Source organism: Mucilaginibacter auburnensis (genome assembly GCF_002797815.1).
In the GTDB taxonomy this organism is placed as follows: domain Bacteria; phylum Bacteroidota; class Bacteroidia; order Sphingobacteriales; family Sphingobacteriaceae; genus Mucilaginibacter; species Mucilaginibacter auburnensis.
On sequence record NZ_PGFJ01000002.1, the window covers coordinates 432,261 to 452,184 of the forward strand.

At 41.6% G+C, this 19,924-nt stretch carries 17 protein-coding genes; 3 read left to right on the forward strand and 14 right to left on the reverse strand.

Features of this window, described 5'->3' with window-relative positions:
- Positions 1–203: 203 nt before the first annotated feature.
- The 5 genes from tig to CLV57_RS12540 form a co-directional block, all read right to left on the reverse strand.
- Positions 204–1,553, reverse strand: coding sequence for a trigger factor (gene tig, locus CLV57_RS12520; RefSeq protein WP_100342836.1), 1,350 nt, complete (start codon positions 1,551–1,553; stop codon positions 204–206).
- Positions 1,554–1,650: 97 nt separating this feature from the next.
- A complete protein-coding gene (locus CLV57_RS12525; protein WP_100341735.1) occupies positions 1,651–2,640 on the reverse strand; it encodes a c-type cytochrome in 990 nt (329 codons plus the stop codon).
- Between the two features lie 43 nt (positions 2,641–2,683).
- On the reverse strand, positions 2,684–3,409 hold the full coding sequence (locus tag CLV57_RS12530; RefSeq protein WP_100341736.1) for a head GIN domain-containing protein: 726 nt from the start codon (positions 3,407–3,409) through the stop codon (positions 2,684–2,686).
- Between the two features lie 171 nt (positions 3,410–3,580).
- The gene (locus CLV57_RS12535) at positions 3,581–4,201 is read right to left on the reverse strand and encodes a GIN domain-containing protein (RefSeq protein WP_100341737.1); all 621 of its coding nucleotides are present in this window, start codon (positions 4,199–4,201) and stop codon (positions 3,581–3,583) included.
- Positions 4,202–4,393: 192 nt separating this feature from the next.
- Positions 4,394–6,280 carry a RecQ family ATP-dependent DNA helicase gene (locus CLV57_RS12540; RefSeq protein WP_100341738.1) on the reverse strand — a complete coding sequence of 629 codons (1,887 nt, stop codon included), beginning with the start codon at positions 6,278–6,280 and terminating at the stop codon, positions 4,394–4,396.
- A gap of 50 nt (positions 6,281–6,330) precedes the next feature.
- Here CLV57_RS12540 and CLV57_RS12545 point away from each other — a divergent pair, with 50 nt between their 5' ends.
- Positions 6,331–9,588 carry an amidohydrolase family protein gene (locus tag CLV57_RS12545; RefSeq protein ID WP_317044590.1) on the forward strand — a complete coding sequence of 1,086 codons (3,258 nt, stop codon included), beginning with the start codon at positions 6,331–6,333 and terminating at the stop codon, positions 9,586–9,588.
- A 35-nt stretch (positions 9,589–9,623) separates the two neighbouring features.
- Here the strand turns inward: CLV57_RS12545 and CLV57_RS12550 are convergent, their stop codons facing one another.
- Complete coding sequence (locus CLV57_RS12550; protein WP_245857042.1) at positions 9,624–10,064, reverse strand: winged helix-turn-helix transcriptional regulator; 441 nt, start codon at positions 10,062–10,064, stop codon at positions 9,624–9,626.
- Here CLV57_RS12550 and CLV57_RS12555 point away from each other — a divergent pair.
- Complete coding sequence (locus tag CLV57_RS12555; protein WP_100341740.1) at positions 10,063–10,947, forward strand: NAD(P)H-binding protein; 885 nt, start codon at positions 10,063–10,065, stop codon at positions 10,945–10,947. The two genes, CLV57_RS12550 and CLV57_RS12555, sit on opposite strands and share 2 nt — an antisense overlap.
- Before the next feature lie 50 nt (positions 10,948–10,997).
- Here the strand turns inward: CLV57_RS12555 and CLV57_RS12560 are convergent, their stop codons facing one another.
- The 3 genes from CLV57_RS12560 to CLV57_RS12570 are packed head-to-tail and all read right to left on the reverse strand — an operon-like array spanning position 10,998 to position 12,995.
- Entirely contained in the window at positions 10,998–11,873 is an 876-nt protein-coding gene (locus CLV57_RS12560) for a glycoside hydrolase family 25 protein (protein WP_100341741.1), read from the reverse strand.
- Between the two features lie 50 nt (positions 11,874–11,923).
- The gene (locus tag CLV57_RS12565) at positions 11,924–12,340 is read right to left on the reverse strand and encodes a DUF1801 domain-containing protein (RefSeq protein ID WP_100341742.1); all 417 of its coding nucleotides are present in this window, start codon (positions 12,338–12,340) and stop codon (positions 11,924–11,926) included.
- A gap of 4 nt (positions 12,341–12,344) precedes the next feature.
- The gene (locus CLV57_RS12570; RefSeq protein ID WP_100341743.1) at positions 12,345–12,995 is read right to left on the reverse strand and encodes a YiiX family permuted papain-like enzyme; all 651 of its coding nucleotides are present in this window, start codon (positions 12,993–12,995) and stop codon (positions 12,345–12,347) included.
- 281 nt (positions 12,996–13,276) lie between these two features.
- Here CLV57_RS12570 and fabF point away from each other — a divergent pair, with 281 nt between their 5' ends.
- The gene (gene fabF / locus CLV57_RS12575; protein ID WP_100341744.1) at positions 13,277–14,521 is read left to right on the forward strand and encodes a beta-ketoacyl-ACP synthase II; all 1,245 of its coding nucleotides are present in this window, start codon (positions 13,277–13,279) and stop codon (positions 14,519–14,521) included.
- Positions 14,522–14,606: 85 nt separating this feature from the next.
- Here the strand turns inward: fabF and CLV57_RS12580 are convergent, their stop codons facing one another.
- The 5 genes from CLV57_RS12580 to CLV57_RS12600 all read right to left on the reverse strand — a co-directional run bounded on the left by CLV57_RS12580 (position 14,607) and on the right by CLV57_RS12600 (position 19,887).
- On the reverse strand, positions 14,607–15,395 hold the full coding sequence (locus CLV57_RS12580; protein ID WP_100341745.1) for a polysaccharide deacetylase family protein: 789 nt from the start codon (positions 15,393–15,395) through the stop codon (positions 14,607–14,609).
- Between the two features lie 2 nt (positions 15,396–15,397).
- Positions 15,398–16,333, reverse strand: coding sequence for a glycosyltransferase family 2 protein (locus CLV57_RS12585; protein ID WP_100341746.1), 936 nt, complete (start codon positions 16,331–16,333; stop codon positions 15,398–15,400).
- Positions 16,330–17,511: a glycosyltransferase family 87 protein gene (locus tag CLV57_RS12590; protein WP_100341747.1), complete on the reverse strand. Its 1,182-nt coding sequence runs from the start codon at positions 17,509–17,511 to the stop codon at positions 16,330–16,332. The genes CLV57_RS12585 and CLV57_RS12590 overlap by 4 nt, the downstream gene beginning before the upstream one ends.
- A gap of 106 nt (positions 17,512–17,617) precedes the next feature.
- Positions 17,618–18,832, reverse strand: a complete 1,215-nt coding sequence (locus tag CLV57_RS12595; RefSeq protein ID WP_100341748.1) for a homoserine dehydrogenase — start codon at positions 18,830–18,832, stop codon at positions 17,618–17,620.
- Positions 18,832–19,887 (reverse strand): homoserine O-acetyltransferase family protein, encoded by a 1,056-nt coding sequence (locus tag CLV57_RS12600; RefSeq protein WP_100341749.1) that lies wholly within the window; start codon positions 19,885–19,887, stop codon positions 18,832–18,834. Before CLV57_RS12600 ends, CLV57_RS12595 begins: the two co-directional genes overlap by 1 nt.
- Between the last annotated feature and the right edge of the window lie 37 nt (positions 19,888–19,924).

A 19,924-nucleotide genomic window follows, 5' to 3' on the forward strand; every position in this document is an offset into this window, starting at 1 on the left:
TAATGATAAAGTTTGCAAAAAGTAAAATTAGACTCTGATGTCTGAACTATGATTTTTATGATTTGAACTATTTTAGGATTTACTATGTTTTATATTCCATCATTGCAATCCTTTAATCCTACAGTTCCTGGTTCAGACAAAATACCCCAAAACAAAAAAAAGCATCCTTTTGAGATGCTTTTCTTTAATATGTTAAGATAAACTTACTGAGCTAATTTCTGAAACTCGTTATAAGCTATTTCTTTTTTATCCAAAGTAATAACGCTCTTAATGTAATCAATTGTTTTAAGGGCTTTTACTTCTTCAAAAGCTTTGTTTGCATTCTCTTTGTTTTGCAGGTATTGAACGGTGTATTGGCCTAATTGCTCTTCTGAAAGCGCCTGAGGGCTGTACATTCTGAATTGAGCATCTAAGCTTGCTTTAGCTGAAGCAAAAACCTCATCGTATTTAATTTCGATCTGGTTCGCTTTGATGATTTTGTTTTCGATCAAAGTCCATTTAAGGTTTTTAGCAAAATCAGCGTAACCGCCTTCCAACTCTTCATCGGTTAGTTTTTCGTTGGTAGCTTTTAACCAACGTTTTAAAAACTCATCAGGCAATTCAAACTGAATTTTTTCCAAGCTATAGTTGTAGATGTCGTTTTGCAGTTTGCGCTCAGCATCCTGCTGCATCATGCTTTCCAATTCTTCAGTTATTTTAGCTCTGAAACCGGCTTCGTCAGTTACCGCATCTGCACCAAATAATTTGTCAAAGAACACCTGGTCAAGATCGCTTTCCTCTAAACGGTTAACATTCTTAACCGTTAAATTGAAATTTGATTTAACCTGCTCAGCTTCTGCTTCGTCGATACCTAAAATAGCGGCAATTTTTGGAGCGTCGTTATTGTAAGCTTTCTGAATATCAAAAACTAACTCATCATCTTTTTTCAAACCAATTAATGAAGCTTTGATAGCGTCATCTTTTATTTGGTCTAAACGTATAGATGTTGTGTTGATAATGCCATCCTCAAAAACAGAACCATCCGGAGAAAGCTGGGTTAATTGCGCGTAAAGCACGTCATCATCTGCCGATACGTCAGGGTTTGTCATTTTGCCATAGCTTCTGCGGATGTTTTTGATACGTGAAGCTAAAGTTTCGTCATCAACTTTAATTTCGTATTGAGTTAATTTATCGGCTGATGAAAAGTCAATTGCAAACTCCGGCGCTAAGCCAATTTCATAGTTAAACTCAAACTGATCGTTAAAATCCCAGTTGTATTGTTTGCTGTCATCAACTTTTGGAAGCGGCTGACCTAATACCTCTAAGTTTTGCTCTGTGATGTAGTTATTTAATGTATCGGATAACAGGTTATTGATCTCGTCAACCAAAATGCTTTTACCGTACATTTTTTTGATATGGCCTGCTGGAACCATACCCGGACGGAAACCAGGCAATTTTGCTTTTTTAGCCTGGTCTTTTATTGATTTGTCAACACGCTGCTGATAATCGGCAGGGTCAATATTGATTGTTAAAACTGCATTCAGGTTATCGATCTTTTCCTGTTGAATATTCATGTTTGATATTTTTAAATTAAAAGCCTCGAAATCATGACCTATAGCAATGCCGGTCATAAAATTCGAGGCGCAAAAATAAGAATTTATTTTTAAGATTTTACATGCTATTCTGAGCGGAATTGACGGTAATTTTTGTCACCTCGTTTTTAACCGGTTTAAGCGTACGCAGATAGGTATAAACTGCTTTCAAATCAGTTTCAGTCATGTTAGCATAATTCCACCACGGCATAATGGTTTGGAATTCACCAGGTTTAACAAGCGGTGCTTTCGAAGCATCAGCATACGACTTAAATCTTGCAACGAATTGCTCAGAGGTCCAATTACCTAAACCCGTTTTGGCATCGGGTGTAATGTTTGCTGAATGAACAGTTACTCCGCCCACTTTAAAGGCTTTGCCGCCGGCATATTCTAAACCTGGCAAATATTCGCCGTTATTATCCTGCGAGTGGCAATCCATGCATCCGGCAGATGTTACAAGATATTTGCCATAGGCGACAGAATCTGCAGGATTTGGGATCTTTCCCAACTCCGCTTTTTGCGGCATAGTGTGCACCAAAATATTTAAGGGAAAATCAAGACTTGCTTTTGGGTGGGTAGCCTCAATAGGTTTCAGTGTGCGCACATAGGCAATAATTGCATAAACATCTTCCCTATCCATTTTTGAATAAAACTTCCATGGCATTAATGGGAATATAGCAGACCCGTCTTTTCTAACCCCTGTGGTGATTGCTCTGAAAAGCTCACCATCTGTCCAGCTTTTTAAATTATATGGGGTGATGTTTGGTACAACAACACTGCCCGGGAAGCCAACACCGGCATCAAATTTTTCGCCGCCGGCACCTAAGCGGGTAGTGTCCATAGGACCACCAAGTCTGTTCCAATCGTGCGGAGAATGGCAATCCACACATACGACAACGTTGGTTGCCAGATACTTACCCCGGGCAATACGAGACGGGGTGAGTTCTACTTTTATATTTTCAGGTTCTCCAACATTGGGAAGCGCAGTTGTAATGTAAACCACGGCGGTTATAACCAAAACCACCAATACTATTGCCGAATAGACAATAATTTTGACTACTTTTTTCATGAATTAGGTTGAGTAAATTGTGATAATTGATGTATTGAATTTGTTAATCTGTTTTAGTAAGTGTTAAGGCACCTGTTTTGCTTTTGTTAATTTTTGTCGGCGTTCCCTTGTATTTTATTTCACTGGCACCGGTGGTGTGTATGTTTAATTCGTTTAAAACGTTGATCTCGCAGTCGCTCTGGCCAGAGCTTTCTATATTATAATTGCCTGTAACCAAATCAAAAGCTTTTAAATTTCCGCTGCCGCTAAACTCAATTTTGTGCGAACGAGCCTGCCCCTTCAATGTAATTTCGTTTACACCGCTTGCTTCTGTTTCAATATTTGCCGCAGTAACATCCAAATTCAACTTAGTAGCGCCGGCCAGATCAATATCTAAATCGCCTAAATTAAGATGCCCCCTTGAAGCCATGTCAATTGCGCCGGAAGCGGAAATTGCTTTCAGATTCCGCACGCCAATAGTTATCGCTATCTCTTTAGTGCTGCATAGGTTTTTCTTGTCTGATGATATTTTAAGTTTATCGCCGCTAACGTCAGTTTTTATTACACTTACAATATTATCGTCTGCTGTAATTGTTACAGCATTTGAGCTGTCCTGAACCAATGTAACATTAAAGCTGCCAGTTATTTCCAGTTGACTAAAAGCGGTTAACTGCCGCTTGTCTGTTTTCTCATTGCCCGATCCTTGCAGGCAATTTTCTTTACATGCCTGACTGGTAAATAAAATAGTTGCTAAAAATGCCGCGCCAATAAATTTGTAAGGAACTTTCATAAATGTAGATTTTGAATTATGGCAACACTTGTTTTTGCCTTATGTTTTAATCTTTAACTGTTACGTAAAGATACCTTTAATAAGCAGGCCGGCAATACTTTGAGTTAAAAAAGCTACCCCTCATCAGGGTAGCTTTTTTAGAATATATGATGAACTTTTGCAAAAGTTAAATTAAAGACTGGCAATGTTTGTTACGTCTGCAATTGCCGGTTTAGCAGGTTGAGAAAGCGGGGTTGTTATTTTCTCAGCACGGTTGGTGGCAGCCAAATCAGTTCTGTTTACTGATGATGAACGGCTGTAGTTCAACTCATAATCTTCAATTGTTCCGCTGATGTCCGCTTTTGCACGATCATTGACGTTGAATTTTGCTGATAGCGCATCCACCTTTAGCTGAGCAAGGGCATTATCGCTCAAATCAACGTTTAATTCTATGGTTGAAAGTCTTCCGTCGGCTTTTACAACCGCGTTGCCGGTAGCGGTGATAGAGCGGAGATCAGTAACGGTAACTTCAATTACCAATTTTTCTTTTTTGTATGATGTTACACGTAAAACACCGTTTTCGTTTTGTACCAAAGCATTTTGGTTATAGTAGCTGTCAAAAACCTTAACACCATCTTTAGCGCCGCTAACAATGTATACTTCAACGTTGCCATTAGCTTCAATGCTGTTAATTTTAGTAGCGTTATTTAAAACGGTTACATAGTTACTGTCTGCAGTTTTTGCAAAAGTTTTGCTTGTAGTGGTTAAACCTAAAGTTGCTACAGCGATCAGAGTTATTATATTAGTTTTCATGACTTTATATTTTAGTTTTTAATATCTTATTGTTTTTAAATACACCATTATGACGACCTCAGCCGGAAAACGTTACAGCCAGTTAGTGTGTATTAGACAACGTGCGGGTTTTTGTCGGTGAACGACTTATTTGCATCGGCGAAAACTCCGATAAAAATTAAGAGAAGGGTGAATTTTGAACTCAAGAATAGGCTATAGATAGTATTTTTCGCCGTTGAAACGGATCTTGCCGGCATCTAATAATTGCCGAATAGTATCAAGCGCTTCTTTTTCGGTACCGCTTTTTATAGCGCTTACTAAATTATCCAGATCGGCCGGGGAACTGCCTAATAGCTGAACAATATCATTGGTAATTTCATCGCGGGTATCGGCTGCGCTATGTTGCCTTTTTTCTTCCAGACAAACATCGCATACCTCGCATTTATCCGCGCCGGGCTCATCAAAGTATGCCAGTAATAACTGACTGCGGCACTGTTTATGTGAGGCGTAAGCAAACACCGCTTCCATTTTGCGTTTATACATTGCTTTGCGCTCTTCTATATAAGCCGTATTAATATACACCTGTTGTTGGCGTGGCTTAATAAAAGTAAGTTGCGGCTGATCGTTTTGTGGGAAGTAACTTAACAGCCCGTACTCCTGCAATTGCTTTAATCCCTCAATAACCTGTTGCACGCTTAAGCCGCTTCTGCGGGCGACATCAAATTCCTTTAATCGTACGTAACTCTCGAACGCACCGCCATATGATCGAAGGATGGATTTAACAAAAGCGTCCCAACCCTGGTTTTGTATCTGAAAGTTGTACAACGTTTCGTGCTCTACCTCAAACCTGAAACGAGATGGTAAAAATACGCTCTCATTAAAACTAATATATTCATCGCGCTCCAAAAACTTAAAAGCGTTAATGGTTTTGGTTACATCTAACTTAAACTTAGAACAAAAATCGCCCAGATCAAGATCAAAACTTACCCCTGCTCCTGCCCCATAAGCAATATGATAATAACTGCCTATATGGCTATAAATCCGTTTTATCTCATCAACGGAAGGAAAACTGAGCTCATACTTTTTTAGCATTTTGTAGCGATCACTTTGATTGTACAACAGCACCGCATAGGCTTTCGCTTCGTCACGCCCCGCCCTGCCGGCCTCCTGGTAATAAGCTTCCAAACTGTTAGGCGCGTCTTTGTGAATAACAAATCTTACGTCTGGTTTGTCTATGCCCATACCAAAGGCGTTGGTTGCTACCATAACTTGTGTATGGTTGCTTTTCCAACTTTCCTGTTTTTTAGCGCGTTCATCAGAGGTCAGGCCGGCGTGGTACATATCGGCCTTAATGCGGTTATTTACAAGAAACTTGGCCAGTTCTGCACACTCCCGGCGGGTTTGAACGTAAACTATACCGCTGCCTTTTACACCGTTCACCACCTCAAGCAGTTTGCGCAACTTATCTTCTTCATGCCTTACTACATAGGCAATATTCCTCCGTTCAAAGCTTTTACTGAAAACATTTGGCTTTTTAAAAAGCAGCTTATCCTGAATATCACTTCTTACGTCAGCTGTTGCAGTGGCCGTTAAAGCCAAAACGGGCACATTGGGATGAAGCTTGCGAAGATAGGCAATATGAAGATAAGGTGGCCGGAAATCATAACCCCATTGCGATATGCAATGCGCCTCATCAACCGCCAACAGATTGACATTCATATACCTGATGCGCTCCTGCACCAGTTCTGACAATAATCGTTCTGGAGATAAATACAGAAACTTAACACCACCATAAACGCAGTTATCCAAAGCAATATCCACTTCTCGGTTGCCCATGCCCGATACAATGGCTACAGCTTCAATGCCTTTTGATTTTAGGTTTTCCACCTGATCTTTCATCAAGGCGATAAGCGGAGATACTACTATGCAGATACCCGGTTTAGCTAAAGCAGGCACCTGAAAGCAAACTGATTTTCCACCACCTGTTGGCAAAAGCGCCAAGGTATCAAATCCTAACAAAACCGATTGAATAATGTCTTCCTGCATGGGCCGGAAGGCGTCGTGGTTCCAATAAGTTTTTAGGATTTGCTGAATAGTCATGCTTTTTATGATAGTTCCAAAACTATTAAAATGTATCAATAGTTTTAACTTTGACCTGTAAAGATGAAATGATGAAGGTACTGTCTATATTTTCCCTAATAATTGCTGTATCGCTATCAGCAACCGCTCAAACCAAATGGAACGTTGAAACTCCGCCCGGCATCTCCAAAAAAGTTACCATCACAACTGATGAAGGAACGTGGATGAATCTGGATGTAAGTCCTGATGGTAAGACCATTGTATTTGACCTTTTGGGCGACATATACAGCGTGCCTGTTACAGGCGGGAAAGCTACTTTATTATCTGGCGGAAAAAGTTGGGAAGTACAACCAAGATTTAGTCCGGATGGTAAACAGATCTCTTTTACCAGTGATCGCGATGGTGCAGATAACATCTGGACAATGAACGCAGATGGCAGCAACAGGCGCGCTGTTACCAAAGAAACTTTCAGGCTATTAAATAATGCATCCTGGACACCTGACGGGCAATATCTGGTGGCGCGTAAGCACTTTACAGGCACACGTTCATTAGGAGCCGGCGAAATGTGGTTATACCACAAAACCGGCGGCGAGGGCATTCAATTAACAAAGCGCAAAAATGATCAGCAAGATGCCGGAGAACCTGTAGTGTCTCCTGACGGTAATTACATATACTGGAGCGAAGACGTTACGCCCGGCCCCACATTTCAATACAACAAAGACCCTTACGCGGGTATTTATTCTATTAAAAGACTCGACCGTAAAACAGGCGATATTGAAACTGTAACCGGTGGTTCAGGCGGCGCTTGTCGTCCTCAGCTGTCGCCAGATGGAAAGTTGATGGCATTTGTAAAACGTTCAAGGCTAAAGTCAGCTTTGTTTATACGCAATTTAGAGACTGCGGAAGAATGGTCTGTTTACGATGACTTGTCACATGATCAACAGGAAACCTGGGCCATTTTTGGCACCTACCCTAACTTTAACTGGATGCCGGATGGCCACCACATTATATTTTATGCTAAAGGAAAAATATGGAACCTGGATACTGATGCGTTGACCGCCGCTAACATACCGTTTGAAGTTACATCTCAACAAACCATTACTGACGCGCTTCACTTTCAGCAAAAGGTTTTCCAGGATGAGTTCACACCTAAAATGATAAGACAGCTAACCACCTCTCCTGATGGCAAGTTTGTTGCCTTTAATGCTGCCGGATATATTTATTTGAAAGAGCTACCAAAAGGAGAACTTGTAAGAGTTGATACCATGCGGTATTTTCAATATGAACCATCTTTTAGTCCGGATGGTAAAAAATTAGCTTACGTTTCATGGAGCGACGAGTTGAAAGGCGCCATTAATACTATTGATCTTACAACTAAACAGGTTACACGCGTTACTGTTGATAAAGGTTTTTACTATACTCCGCGCTTTTCTAACAAAGGCGATAAACTCATTTACAGAAAAGGCGAAGGCAACAATGTATTAGGCTATGCTTTTGGCCTTAACCCTGGCATTTACACTATACCTGTTACGGGTGGCAAGCCCCAATTGCTGAGTAAAACGGGCATCAACGCTCAATTTTCTGCCGACGACAGTAAGATCTATTTTCAAACTAACGAGAACGGCAGTAAGGTTTTTAAGGTAATGGATGTTAGCGGCGCCAACCAACGAACTCTTTATACTTCAAAATATGCCACACAATTTGCTCCGAGTCCTGATGGTAAATGGATGGCATTTACTGAACTTTTTAATTGCTATGTAACACCAATGGTAAGCAGTGGCAGCCCGCAGGAGCTATCTGCTACAAACAAAGCGCTGCCATTGAATAAGCTTACACGAGATGCTGGAACTTACATTCATTGGAGTAAAGACAGCCAAAAGTTGATGTGGACGTTGGGTCCTAAATATTTCACCCGGGATATTAGAAATGCATTTCCGTTTGTTGAAGGCGGTACAGACAAAACCCCTGCCTTGGATACTGTTGGCGTGGATATAGGCTTAAAGTTAAAAACTGATGTGCCAGCTGGCAAGATCGCTCTTATTAACGCGCGCATCATTACTATGAGAAGTGATGAGGTAATAGAAAACGGGACTATTATTATTGAACAAAACAGAATAGTGGCGGTAGGTAAAACGGCGGAAATACAGCCACCTGCCGATGCAAAAGTATTTGATCTGGCAGGGAAAACCATTATACCGGGTTTAGTTGACGTACACGCGCATTTAAATCCAAGTCCGGATGGTGTTAGTCCGCAGCAGGATTGGAACTATTATGCCAATCTTGCTTATGGTGTAACCACAGCGCATGATCCATCAAGCAATACCGAGATGGTTTTCAGTCAGAATGATATGCTGAAAGCAGGCAACATGGTTGGCCCCCGGGTTTACTCAACAGGCACCATTTTGTATGGAGCTGATGGCGATTTTAAAGCGGTGATCAATAACCTGGACGATGCCTTATCACACCTGCGCAGGCTGAAAGCTGTTGGCGCGTTTTCGGTAAAAAGCTATAATCAGCCCCGTCGTGAGCAAAGACAGCAAATCATTGAAGCCGCGCGCTTGTTACAGTTAGAAGTGGTGCCTGAAGGCGGCTCAACGTTTTTTACTAACATGAATATGATATTGGATGGGCACACCGGCATTGAACACAACATACCTGTTTGGCCCGTTTATAAAGATGTTAAGCAATTATGGAACAATAGCAAAACCGGTTATACTCCTACCTTGATCGTTGCTTACGGAACCCAATTTGGCGAGAATTACTGGTTTGACAGAAGCGAGGTTTGGAAGAACGATAACCTGCTGAGCTATGTGCCCCCAACGTCGGTTGACGCGCGCTCCCGCCGAAGAACAACATCCGAATATGGCGATTATGGGCATATAGAAATATCAAAATATGTTAAGCAAATAAGTGATGGCGGCACGAAGATAAACCTCGGCTCGCATGGACAATTACAGGGTTTGGGGGCACATTGGGAAATGTGGATGCTGGGTCAGGGTGGTATGTCTGCAATGCAAATACTGCGCAGCGCAACTATAAATGGCGCGGCTTATTTGGGAATGGATAAAGAGATCGGCTCAATTGAAAGAGGAAAATTAGCTGATATGGTTATTTTAAATCAGAACCCGCTGGAAGATATCCGCCATAGCGATAATATTAAATATGTAATGGTGAATGGCCGCATGTATGATACCGACACCATGAATGAGGTAGGCAGCGGTAATAAAATACGCCTGAATTTTTGGTGGCAGCAAAGCCGCGGCGGTGGCGTTGTATTACCCGTCAACAACACAGAAACTTATCAATTCACAAGCGATAACAGCGACTAAGTTATCGGCACTAAACAAAGTGTTTAATAAACCCGTTAAGCCGGGTTATTAAACCTTGGCGTTGCCCATTTTACCATCTCATCCATAATGGGGCCTAACTCCTCCCCATCAGCGCTTAAGCTATAGGTTACTACCGGAGGCACCACGTTCTCTGAATGGCGGTTGATAAGGCCATCCTCATGCAATTCTTTAAGGTGCTGTATAAGCATTTTCTCTGTTACTGTAGGTATAGCACGTTTTAGCTCGCTGTACCTTTTGGGGCCGGTCATCAATTGAAACAGAATCAGCGGTTTCCAGTTACCCCCTAATTTGCTGATAACAAAGCTTACCGGACAATTAGCCCTGTTAGCCCGTTTATTAATGTTAATTGTTGAAGATTCTTTTATTGCTGTCATGGGTACATACTTTAGGGTAAGTACTTGTAAAAAAGTAAGTACAAATATACCTTTGCTTTCAACAAAAACATACACAATCATGAAAATAATTATAACAGGGTCATTAGGCAACATCAGCCGTCCATTATCAACCACACTTGCAGCTAAAGGACATAACGTAACCGTTATTAGCAGCGACAATAAAAAAGTAGAACAAATTAAAAGCATTGGCGCTACGCCGGCTATAGGATCAGTTTCGGATGAAACATTTCTGACCACAACTTTTACAGGAGCTGATGTGGTTTACCTGATGGTTCCAACAGATTTTTCTGCCCCCGACATTAAAGCTAACATCGCTTCTGTTGGCGAACATTATGCTAATGCAGTTAAAGCAGCAGGTGTTAAAAAGGTTGTAATGCTTAGCAGTTTAGGCGCGCATTTGCCTGAAGGTACCGGCCCTATTGCAGGTATACACCGTGTTGAAGAAACGCTAAAGAAATTAGAAGGAGTTGATTTATTGATTCTTCGCCCGTCTTACTTTTACAATAATTTTTACGCGGATATCGCTATGATAAAAAACGCGGGCATAATAGGATCAAATATTGGTGCCAACCAGGACCTGGTTATTGTTGACCCGGAAGATATAGCCGCTGTTGCTGCCGAAAACATTGAAAAAGGATTCACCGGTACCCAGGTTGTTTACATAGCCAGCGACAAACGCAAATTAAGTGAGGTTGCCGCCGAAATTGGGAAAGCTATTGGTAAACCGGAGCTGCCTTGGGTTGAATTTACAGACGAGCAAGCTTATGACGGAATGCGTGGTGCAGGTTTGCCCGAAGATATCTCTCGCAATTATGTTGAGATGGGTGCCGCCTTGCGCACCGGCATAATTTGGGATGATTACGAAGCCAACGGATCACCAATTATTGGAAAAACCAAATTGGAAGATTTTGCCAAGAAATTTGCACCCGCGTACAACGCTTAATTTTTTGTATACAACAATAGGCGCTGCTTTTTGCAGTGCCTATTGTTGTATTACCGTACAAGCATTTTTTGCAGTTGCAAACTATCTCCCTTAAAAGCATTGAAATCAACCACATGCCCTATACCGTTAATGGTAGCTTTATCCGAATGTTGCCAGAACCACCAATTAGTATCTTCAGTCAGCTTTAATTCGCTTTGGTAATAATGGGCTATCCATAGCGGGTATCCATCAAAATGTCCATCAAGATAATCTTTATAAAAACTGATGCTGGTGTAAATAATAGGCTTTACGCCAGTTACGGCCTCCATTTTTTTTACGTAAGCCTGTAGCTCTTTACGCATTTTTTGTGGCGATACGCCATCCAGCACTTCTATATCTACCACAGTAGGTAGATCGCCCGACTCAGGTTTTACGTTTTGCAGAAAGAAGCGGGCCTGCCAGGCACCATCCTTTGCCGGCCGGAAAAAGTGATAAGCCCCGCAAACAATACCAACCTTGGCAGCTTCACGCCAATTACGTTTAAAGTAAGGGTCAACCGTTAACAGGCCTTCTGTCGCCTTAATAAATGCAAATTTTATGCGCACACTATCCTCTTCCATGGCTGCAACCTGCTGCCAGTTGATTTTTCCCTGCGCATACGACACGTCTATACCATGGATTTTATATTTAACCGGAATGCGGATACCAAAACTTTGATAAGTTCGGTAGTTGGCTGGTTCGCCAATGTCGGCAACCCAGCGCCAGGTGGCACTGAAAAACTTTAATACATAGCCGTAATAAAGCGGCGACAGTATAATGAGTATTAGGCCTGCGAGCGGCCATCGCCACCATGTACTTTTCTTACTGGTTTTCTTTTTTCGTACCGGGGATTTTCTGACTGGTTTGGCTTTGGGTATTGGTTTTGGTTTTGACGATTTTACTGGCACGGCGCAAAGGTAAGAGATATCAGAAAAAACAAGCTACTTGGGCCAGCATGTTACTTATACTTCTCTTGCATATACTCTATCGAACGCCTTATCAACTTTTTAAGCACATCAGTATCAATATCATTCAACTTTTTAACGTAAACACAACCTTTTCCCGTGGTATGTTTACCTAATTGGTTCAGCAAGTCATCTCGTTCAGCAAAACCTGTAGCAATATAAAAAGTAATAGCATTGGCACGGGGTGAAAAACCAACAAGTGGTGCATCGCCTTCTCGGCCGCTCTCGTATTTGTAATGATAACTACCAAAACCAACAATGGCAGGTCCCCACATTTTTGCAGGCAGGCCAGTTTCGTGTTCTATCAATTCCACAATTTTAAAACTGTCGTTGCGTTTATTTTCATCCGCCACGCTGTTAATAAAATCAGCAACGCTTGTCGCGTTCTCTGTAGTTTTATTTTTTGCCATATAACTAATTACTCTTGACTGTAACCAATAACGGACTATTAAAAATAGCTACCGGAGAAATAATAGTTTCATTCAGTGGCACTTTATCGCCGTAATGTTCTTTCAGTTTTGCTTTAACTACGGGACTTGTCAGGTCAAAATCTTTCAGTTTTTCCAACTTTCCTATTTCGATTCCTGCGCCGCGTTTATACATTTTCCAAACCAATTCTGAACAGTAAATCCGTTCATCGTTCCATTCAAACGTAAGATCGTAGTCCTTGCCTTTTAATTGCTCTTCTGCAAGTTTTATTTTTACCAGATTATCGGGTGTTAAAACGGAAGCAGCATTCTTTAACCGCTTCACTACATATTTACCTCCATCACCATGAGCTATCCATTCGGTTAAAGGCGTGGCTTTTACCGGGCCAACGGCCTCCAACACGTAAAAACCGTTATTCTGCTTAAATATTATCCCGCAATGCGAATACTTGGAACGGGTAGCCAGCTGTATAGCAGCACTCAACCCTGTACTGTTGGTTTGAAAAATAATATCACCGCTTTGCAGGTCGGCATTTTGATTGTTTGATAGAAAGATACTTTTAGCCGGATTCCCGACATTATAGGAACTTAAGCCAATTGTAAGTGCAATGAGGGCTAAGGTTAATAATCGCTTCATAATTAAAGGTAATAATTGTTGAAGTAATAACGTAAACCAGAGAATTTTATGTTTCTGATTAAAGCCGCATCGGCAGTTCCATAGCATTCCTCTTGAGTACTCACCCCGACTACGCTTCGCTGGTCCACCCTCTCTGCTTCGCAAAGAGAATAAGAAAAAGCCCTTTTTTAAACTTGCGTAAAAGGGATGTCGAGCGAAGTATACAGGGTGAGGTTAAACATGCGCTATACGCTTCTGGTTATGCATTATAATTATACCTTTGTGAAATTTTTTTTAAGACTATGTTAAAAAGGGTTGTTGTAACCGGTATTGGCGCACTTACTCCGCTTGGAAATGATGTTAAAACTTTTTGGGATAATGCTGTAGCCGGCACCAGCGGTGCAGGTATTGTAACCCGTTTCGATGCATCACTGTTTCGCTCTCAGGTTGCCTGCGAGTTGAAAGGCTATAACGTTACTGATTTTCTGGACAGAGCCGATATCAAAAAAACAGACCCTTACACGCAATACGCTTTCATAGCGTCAGACGAAGCCATCAAAGATTCCGGATTTGATTTTAATGCCATGAATCCATTTGATGTAGGCGTAATTTGGGGTTCGGCCCAGGGCGGTATGGAAACATACGAGGGCCAGGTGCGTGAATACGCGCTGGGCGACGGGAATCCGCGTTTTAACCCTTACCTTATTCCTAAGTTTTTGATCAATATGGCATCCGGCTTAATATCTCTTCGCCATGGTTATATGGGCATTAATTACGCGCCTGTTTCAGCCTGTGCTACGTCAAATACGGCCATCATGGATGCCTTTAACTATATCCGATTAGGTAAAGCCAAAATTATTGTAACAGGTGGTTCCGAAGCGCCAATTTCGCCTGCGTCATTTGGTGGATTTAGTTCGATGAAGGCGATGTCTCACCGTAACGACGACCCAAAAACAGCATCTCGTCCGTTTGATGTTAACCGCGATGGTTTCGTAATGGGCGAAGGTGCAGGAGCTTTAGTTTTAGAAGAATACGAGCATGCCGTTAAACGCGGCGCTAATATTTATGCAGAAGTTTGCGGTGCTGCCATGACTGCCGATGCTTACCATATGACCAGCACCCATCCTGAGGGAAAAGGTGCTACTAAAGCAATGCAGCTGGCGTTAGAAGAGGCCGGCATAACCATTGGTCAATTAGATTACCTTAACATGCACGCCACGTCAACCCCGGTTGGCGATCTTTCAGAAACGCATGCGGTAGAGGGACTAACCGGCGGCAAAAAAAATAATATTCAAATAAACGCAACTAAATCAATGACCGGTCACCTATTAGGTGCTGCGGGTGCAATTGAAGGCATAATCAGTATACTGGCGATTAAAAACGGCATCATCCCGCCAACTATCAACACGCAAGAACTTGACCCGGCCATTCCTGAAACCATGAACATTGTTTTAGGTGAAGCTATTGAACACAAAGTGAGCTATGCCATGAGCAATACCTTTGGTTTTGGCGGCCATAATGGTACTGTGGTGTTTGGGGAGGTGTAAATAAAATTTCCTATTTATAAGCGCAAATCTTGTCAGGATACGTGGCAGGGAATGGCTGTATAGCAGCAGCAAACAGCCTTACTACTTAGCGATTCTTTGCTATCACAGCCTTTGCAAACTCATCCGTTCTGCCGAACGTATATCCTTTGCTTTGTGCCCAGACAATGAAGTCCTTTATACGTTTGGTAAAAGCATCGCCTGAATTTTTAGACACGTAGGCTGGGAAACCATATTTTTCGGGTTGTTTCAGGTCTGTAAATTCCCAGGGATGGAAATATAAATTTAAATATCCGTCTTTACGGTAAGCAGCTCCTGCCATAAAACGGATGACCGACATAGGCAGATTGTGAAAGCTCAACCAAAACAGCGGCCAACGCACTAATGGCGATACGGAAGCAGGTATTTGTAAAACTCCCTTATAAAAAAACCAGGTGCGTGGTTTATTAAAGTTGTTATACCGGCCGGGGATAAATGTTGGATTGATGGATGAATTATAAGTGTACCCTGCCTTTTGTATCTCCTCTTCATCCACAGGCATCATACGGGCCATGCGAAAGCCTGTGATATCCGCACCGGATATTTCTTCCAGTTTCAGCTTTGATTGGCGCAGGTGCTCAACTTTAAAATCAGAATGATAATAACCATGCGAAGCGAGTTCATGTCCGGCCTCAACAATCTGCTTTATTACTTCGGGTTTATGTATAGCATAGTTGGCGGTACAAAAAAAGGTTGCTTTGATGCCCGCATTAGCCAGCATTTTTAAAATTGTATTCGTGCCTTTGGTTGATACGGCCAACTGCTCGTCAAAAGCAAGTGTTTTGCCGTATTCTAACGGCATATCAAACTCTTCTACATCAAATCCTAATAGTATCATTATTACTTTGGCAGATTTGATGAACGGATAATATACGTAGGGCGTTGCTTGGTCTGCATAAATATCTTGCCCAGATATGAGCCGATTATACCCAAAACTAACAACTGCAAGCCGCCAAAAAATGCCACAGTAGCAATAAGCGATGCCCAGCCTGACACTACATCAAAACCGGAAAAATAGCTTACCAACACGTATGGTATGTAAAGCAATGCCGACATCGAAAAAAATAAACCTAAGCCAGTGGCAATATACAAGGGCCTTACGCTGAAAGCCATAATGCCACCTACAGCTAATTTAAACAACCTGAAGAACGAATAGCTGGCCTCCCCTGTGTGTCGTTCGGCAGGGGTATACGGGATGCCTTTTTGTTTAAAGCCAACCCATTTAACCATCCCACGGAAAAATATTTCGTACTCGTTTATTTGTTTTAGCTCATCTACAACTCGTTTATCCAACAAACGAAAATCAGATATACCATTCTCCAACTTAATGTCTGACAATGCATTAACAACCTTATAAAACATTTTGGAAGCAAAGCGCTGATAAGCGCTGGCGTGTTTATTTGATTCTGCCCGATAGGTGTAAACGATATCATAGCCCTCAACCCACTGTTTTAATAATTCGGGTAACAAATGCGGTGGATGTTGCAGGTCGGCATCCATTGTAATAATAGCATCGCCATTGGCGGCATCTATTCCAGCTTTTAGCGCATAATCTTTTCCGAAGTTACGTGAGAGGTCGATGTAAAACACATGTGGGTAAATCGCGGCCTGTTCTTCCAAGGCCTGTAAGGTGTTATCTCTGCTGCCATCATTAATGAAAACCAGCTCATAATCATATCCTGTGCTGCTGATGGATTTACTTAACTCAGCAATGAGATGAGCAATATTTTTTTCCTCATTATAAGCCGGAACCACTATGGACAATTTCTTTTTCATACCGTTGCAGTTGGCAAGTTTAAATCCTTTTGAGTGAATTTACGGAATAATGTTTCATAAATGATCTTTAACCAGATCAGGAAACAAGGGAGCGCTTTCAATGCGTACGGCTCAACGTAATTTTTTTTGATGAAGCGTGGAAAAAGATCTGACGGTGATAAGCTGGTTAAGATCAACGCAAAAACAAGTAGTGATATATCCAACCACGTAAGCGGCCGCTCGGCATTAATAAACCATATAGCCACGCCTACAAATGCTATAATATAGGTTGGCGACTCGGAGCCCGTACTAAATATCACCGGAAATATGAGCGTTGATGCTAGTATAAGTAATTGATAATTTAAATTTTTGAACGCTTTTATTCGCAGATAGGATAACCCAAACAAAATCACTCCCGGTATCAGCACCACTATGTTTGATAAATGTGGAACTGCAATTTTCCTGATCATACCCATCACCGAAACATCTACACGCGTTGAAGTTTCATTCTCGGCATTTTTGGCCACCAGGTCAATATACCAGTCATGATAGGTTTTCACAATAAATGATGGCGACGATATAAGCATTGGCAACACAAACAACACCACGCTCCAAAACAGCAAACTACCTATCAATTTAATTTTATCTTTTGAAAAGAAGAAAAATGCCAATCCCACTACTCCGTACAACTTAATGAATATCCCCAAAGCTATGGTTAATCCCGCCCAAAAATCTTTTCCGTTTCTAATAAAAACAAAAGTGAAGATGATGAGTGCGGCTACTAATGGATTGATCTGTACATTGGCTGTAGATGTCATTAACTCGTGAGCGCATAGCAATATCACTAACAGGTAATGCTTCTCAGATATAGGCAGTTGCTGAATAGATTTAAGCAATAGCAATGCTGTAAAAACCACCCAAAGCAAAACGCCCAACCAATCTGGCAACATAGCGAATGGCGCTATAATAAAGGAAAATATCGGCCCGTAATGATTATAGTCAAAATACTCTTTAGGATACGAAGCGTAGAGGTTTTGCTGACTAATTACATGCAGGAAATTGCCCTTGTAAACAAAGTAATTGTTGTGAATATGATCATGTCCCTCAATTACGCTTTTGATTACCGGAAACAAACAAAGCCCGAACCATAATGTAAGTACAAATGGTTTGCTGGTTAATACCCGGGTAACTTTATCCATTTAAAGGGGATTATTTTTGGAAGAGCGAAAATAGAAAAAAACAGATACAAATAAGAAAGGCTCCTTCTTAAAAGAGCCTTTCATTAACAGCAAATTGAGAGTGCCGTTATTTTGCCGAAACTAAGCTGACCCCCGTTAGCTGATCGGCAAAGGCAAGGAATGCCTTCTGATCAGATATACGTTGCTTATTGTCAATCAGTTTGCTCAGTTTTAATTTTCCGATAATATATTTATAACTACCTGAGTAATAGCGCTCTTTTATTTCAACAAATTCAAGCGCTTCTACTAATTCGTCATCCTCATAACGCAGATATACACACAGTTCTATGTCATTGGTAAATTTAAGCCCTTTGTTAGTGCGTAGTTTTTTGTATTCATACTGGTAATCATAACGCAAAGCCGCCACGTCTGACAATACTGCCGAACCTGTGGGATGCCCGCCCGCCCCCTTTCCAAAAAAGAACTGCTGATCTGCAAAAGCCGCCTGCACAATAACGCCATTGTATTCGTATTCTACATTATACAAAAACTCGTCAGGGGTAACCAATTTTGGCATAACAAACAAGGCCACGTGCTCATCATCCAACTCCTTTGCAACAGGCACCAGTTTTATTTTGAGTCCTTTTTCACGCGCATATTGTATATCATCGGCAGCCAAATTCTCAATACCTAAATTTAGTACGGCTTCTGGTTCTACTACCACACCATATGCGTGGGCAGCAGCTATTATCAGCTTAAATTTAGCGTCATAACCGCCCACATCCATAGTCGGATCTGTTTCGGCAAAGCCCAGATCCTGCGCCTGCTTCAAGGCAGTAGCATAGTCCATTCCCTCTAAAAAACCTTTGGAAAGAATGTAGTTAGATGAACCGTTAAAAATACCACAAATAGAGTGCAGCAGTTCGTTATCATAATATTCTTCCAGGTTGCGGATGATTGGAATACTACCGCAAACGGCACCTTCATAAAGCAATGAAGTATCATACTGATCCTGCAGTTTTAATAGTTCCTCTAAATGAAGCGCAATCATTTTTTTACTGGCAGATACCACACTCTTACCTGAGCTAAGGGCGCGCGATGCTATTTCAAATGCAGCTTCAGTATCATTGATCAGCTCAATTATAGTGTTGATCTCCGGGTCGTTCAGCAACTCATCTTTATCTGTAGTAAAATATGATGCGGGCAACGATCTCTCTTTGCCGGCATCCTTAATAGCTATTTTTTTAATTTCGATGTTGAGGTTTTTGGTCTTGATGATGTCGTAAAGGCCTTGCCCTACTACACCAAAGCCAAAAAGCCCGATAGTTAGTTTTTTGCTCATTATAGTGTTTGCTGTAATTGGATGTTATTTCCTTTTACATCTTTTTGATAAAACGAAGTAATAATTTTGGTCAGCGCATCTGTCTCGATCAGGAAACCATCATGCCCGTAAAAAGAATCGAGTTCAACAAAAGAAGCTCCGGGTATGTGTTTTGCCAGATACTCCTGCTCGTTGATGGGAAACAGAACGTCTGACCGGATGCCGATAACCAGCGTACGAGATTTGATAACTTTTAAGGCATTCTCAACCCCACCGCGACCACGACCCACGTTGTGCGAATCCATCGCTTTAGATAAATACCAATAACTGTACGCATTAAAACGGTTAACCAGCTTATCGCCCTGGTAACATTGATAGCTTGAAGCGCGAAAGTCGTCGCATACGGCATCGCTTTCTTCCTGCTGACTGATATCGTAAGTTTTATAAGTACGGTAAGATAATAGCGCCATACTGCGCGCTGCCTTTAAACCCTTTCTGCCACCATCCGGGCTACCCGGCAAAAAGGTATCATCTGCCAGTAAAGCCAAGCGCTGCGACTCATTAAAAGCAATTCCCCATGGTGAATGGCGCGCGTTGGTAGCAATAGCGATTAGGTTTTTAATAAGATAAGGTTGTATAATAGCCCACTCCAAAGCCTGTTGGCCACCTAAAGAACCGCCTATGCATATTTCAATTTGCGTAACGCCCAAATGTGCTGCCAGTAAACAGTGCGCATTGGCCATGTCGCGTATGTTTACCTTCGGGAAACTTAAATAATACGGTTGGCCGGTTTGCGGGTTGATACTAAGCGGACTACTTGTACCGTAAGGCGAGCTCAATACATTGGCACAAACTATAAAATGATCGGCAGGATTGAAATAATCATTCTCGCCAAACAAACCCTTCCACCAATCCAATACATCAGAGTTAGCGGTAAGCGCGTGGCAAACCCAAATTACATTATCGCCTTTTTCGTTCAGCGTTCCGTAAGTGTGATAACCTATCTCTAATTCGTGCAGTATTTCGCCCGATTCAAGTGTAAAAGGTTGAGAATGTTTGTATAAATGTATACTCATTATTAAAAGTAAAGTGTAAAAGTGCTTAAGCACTTTT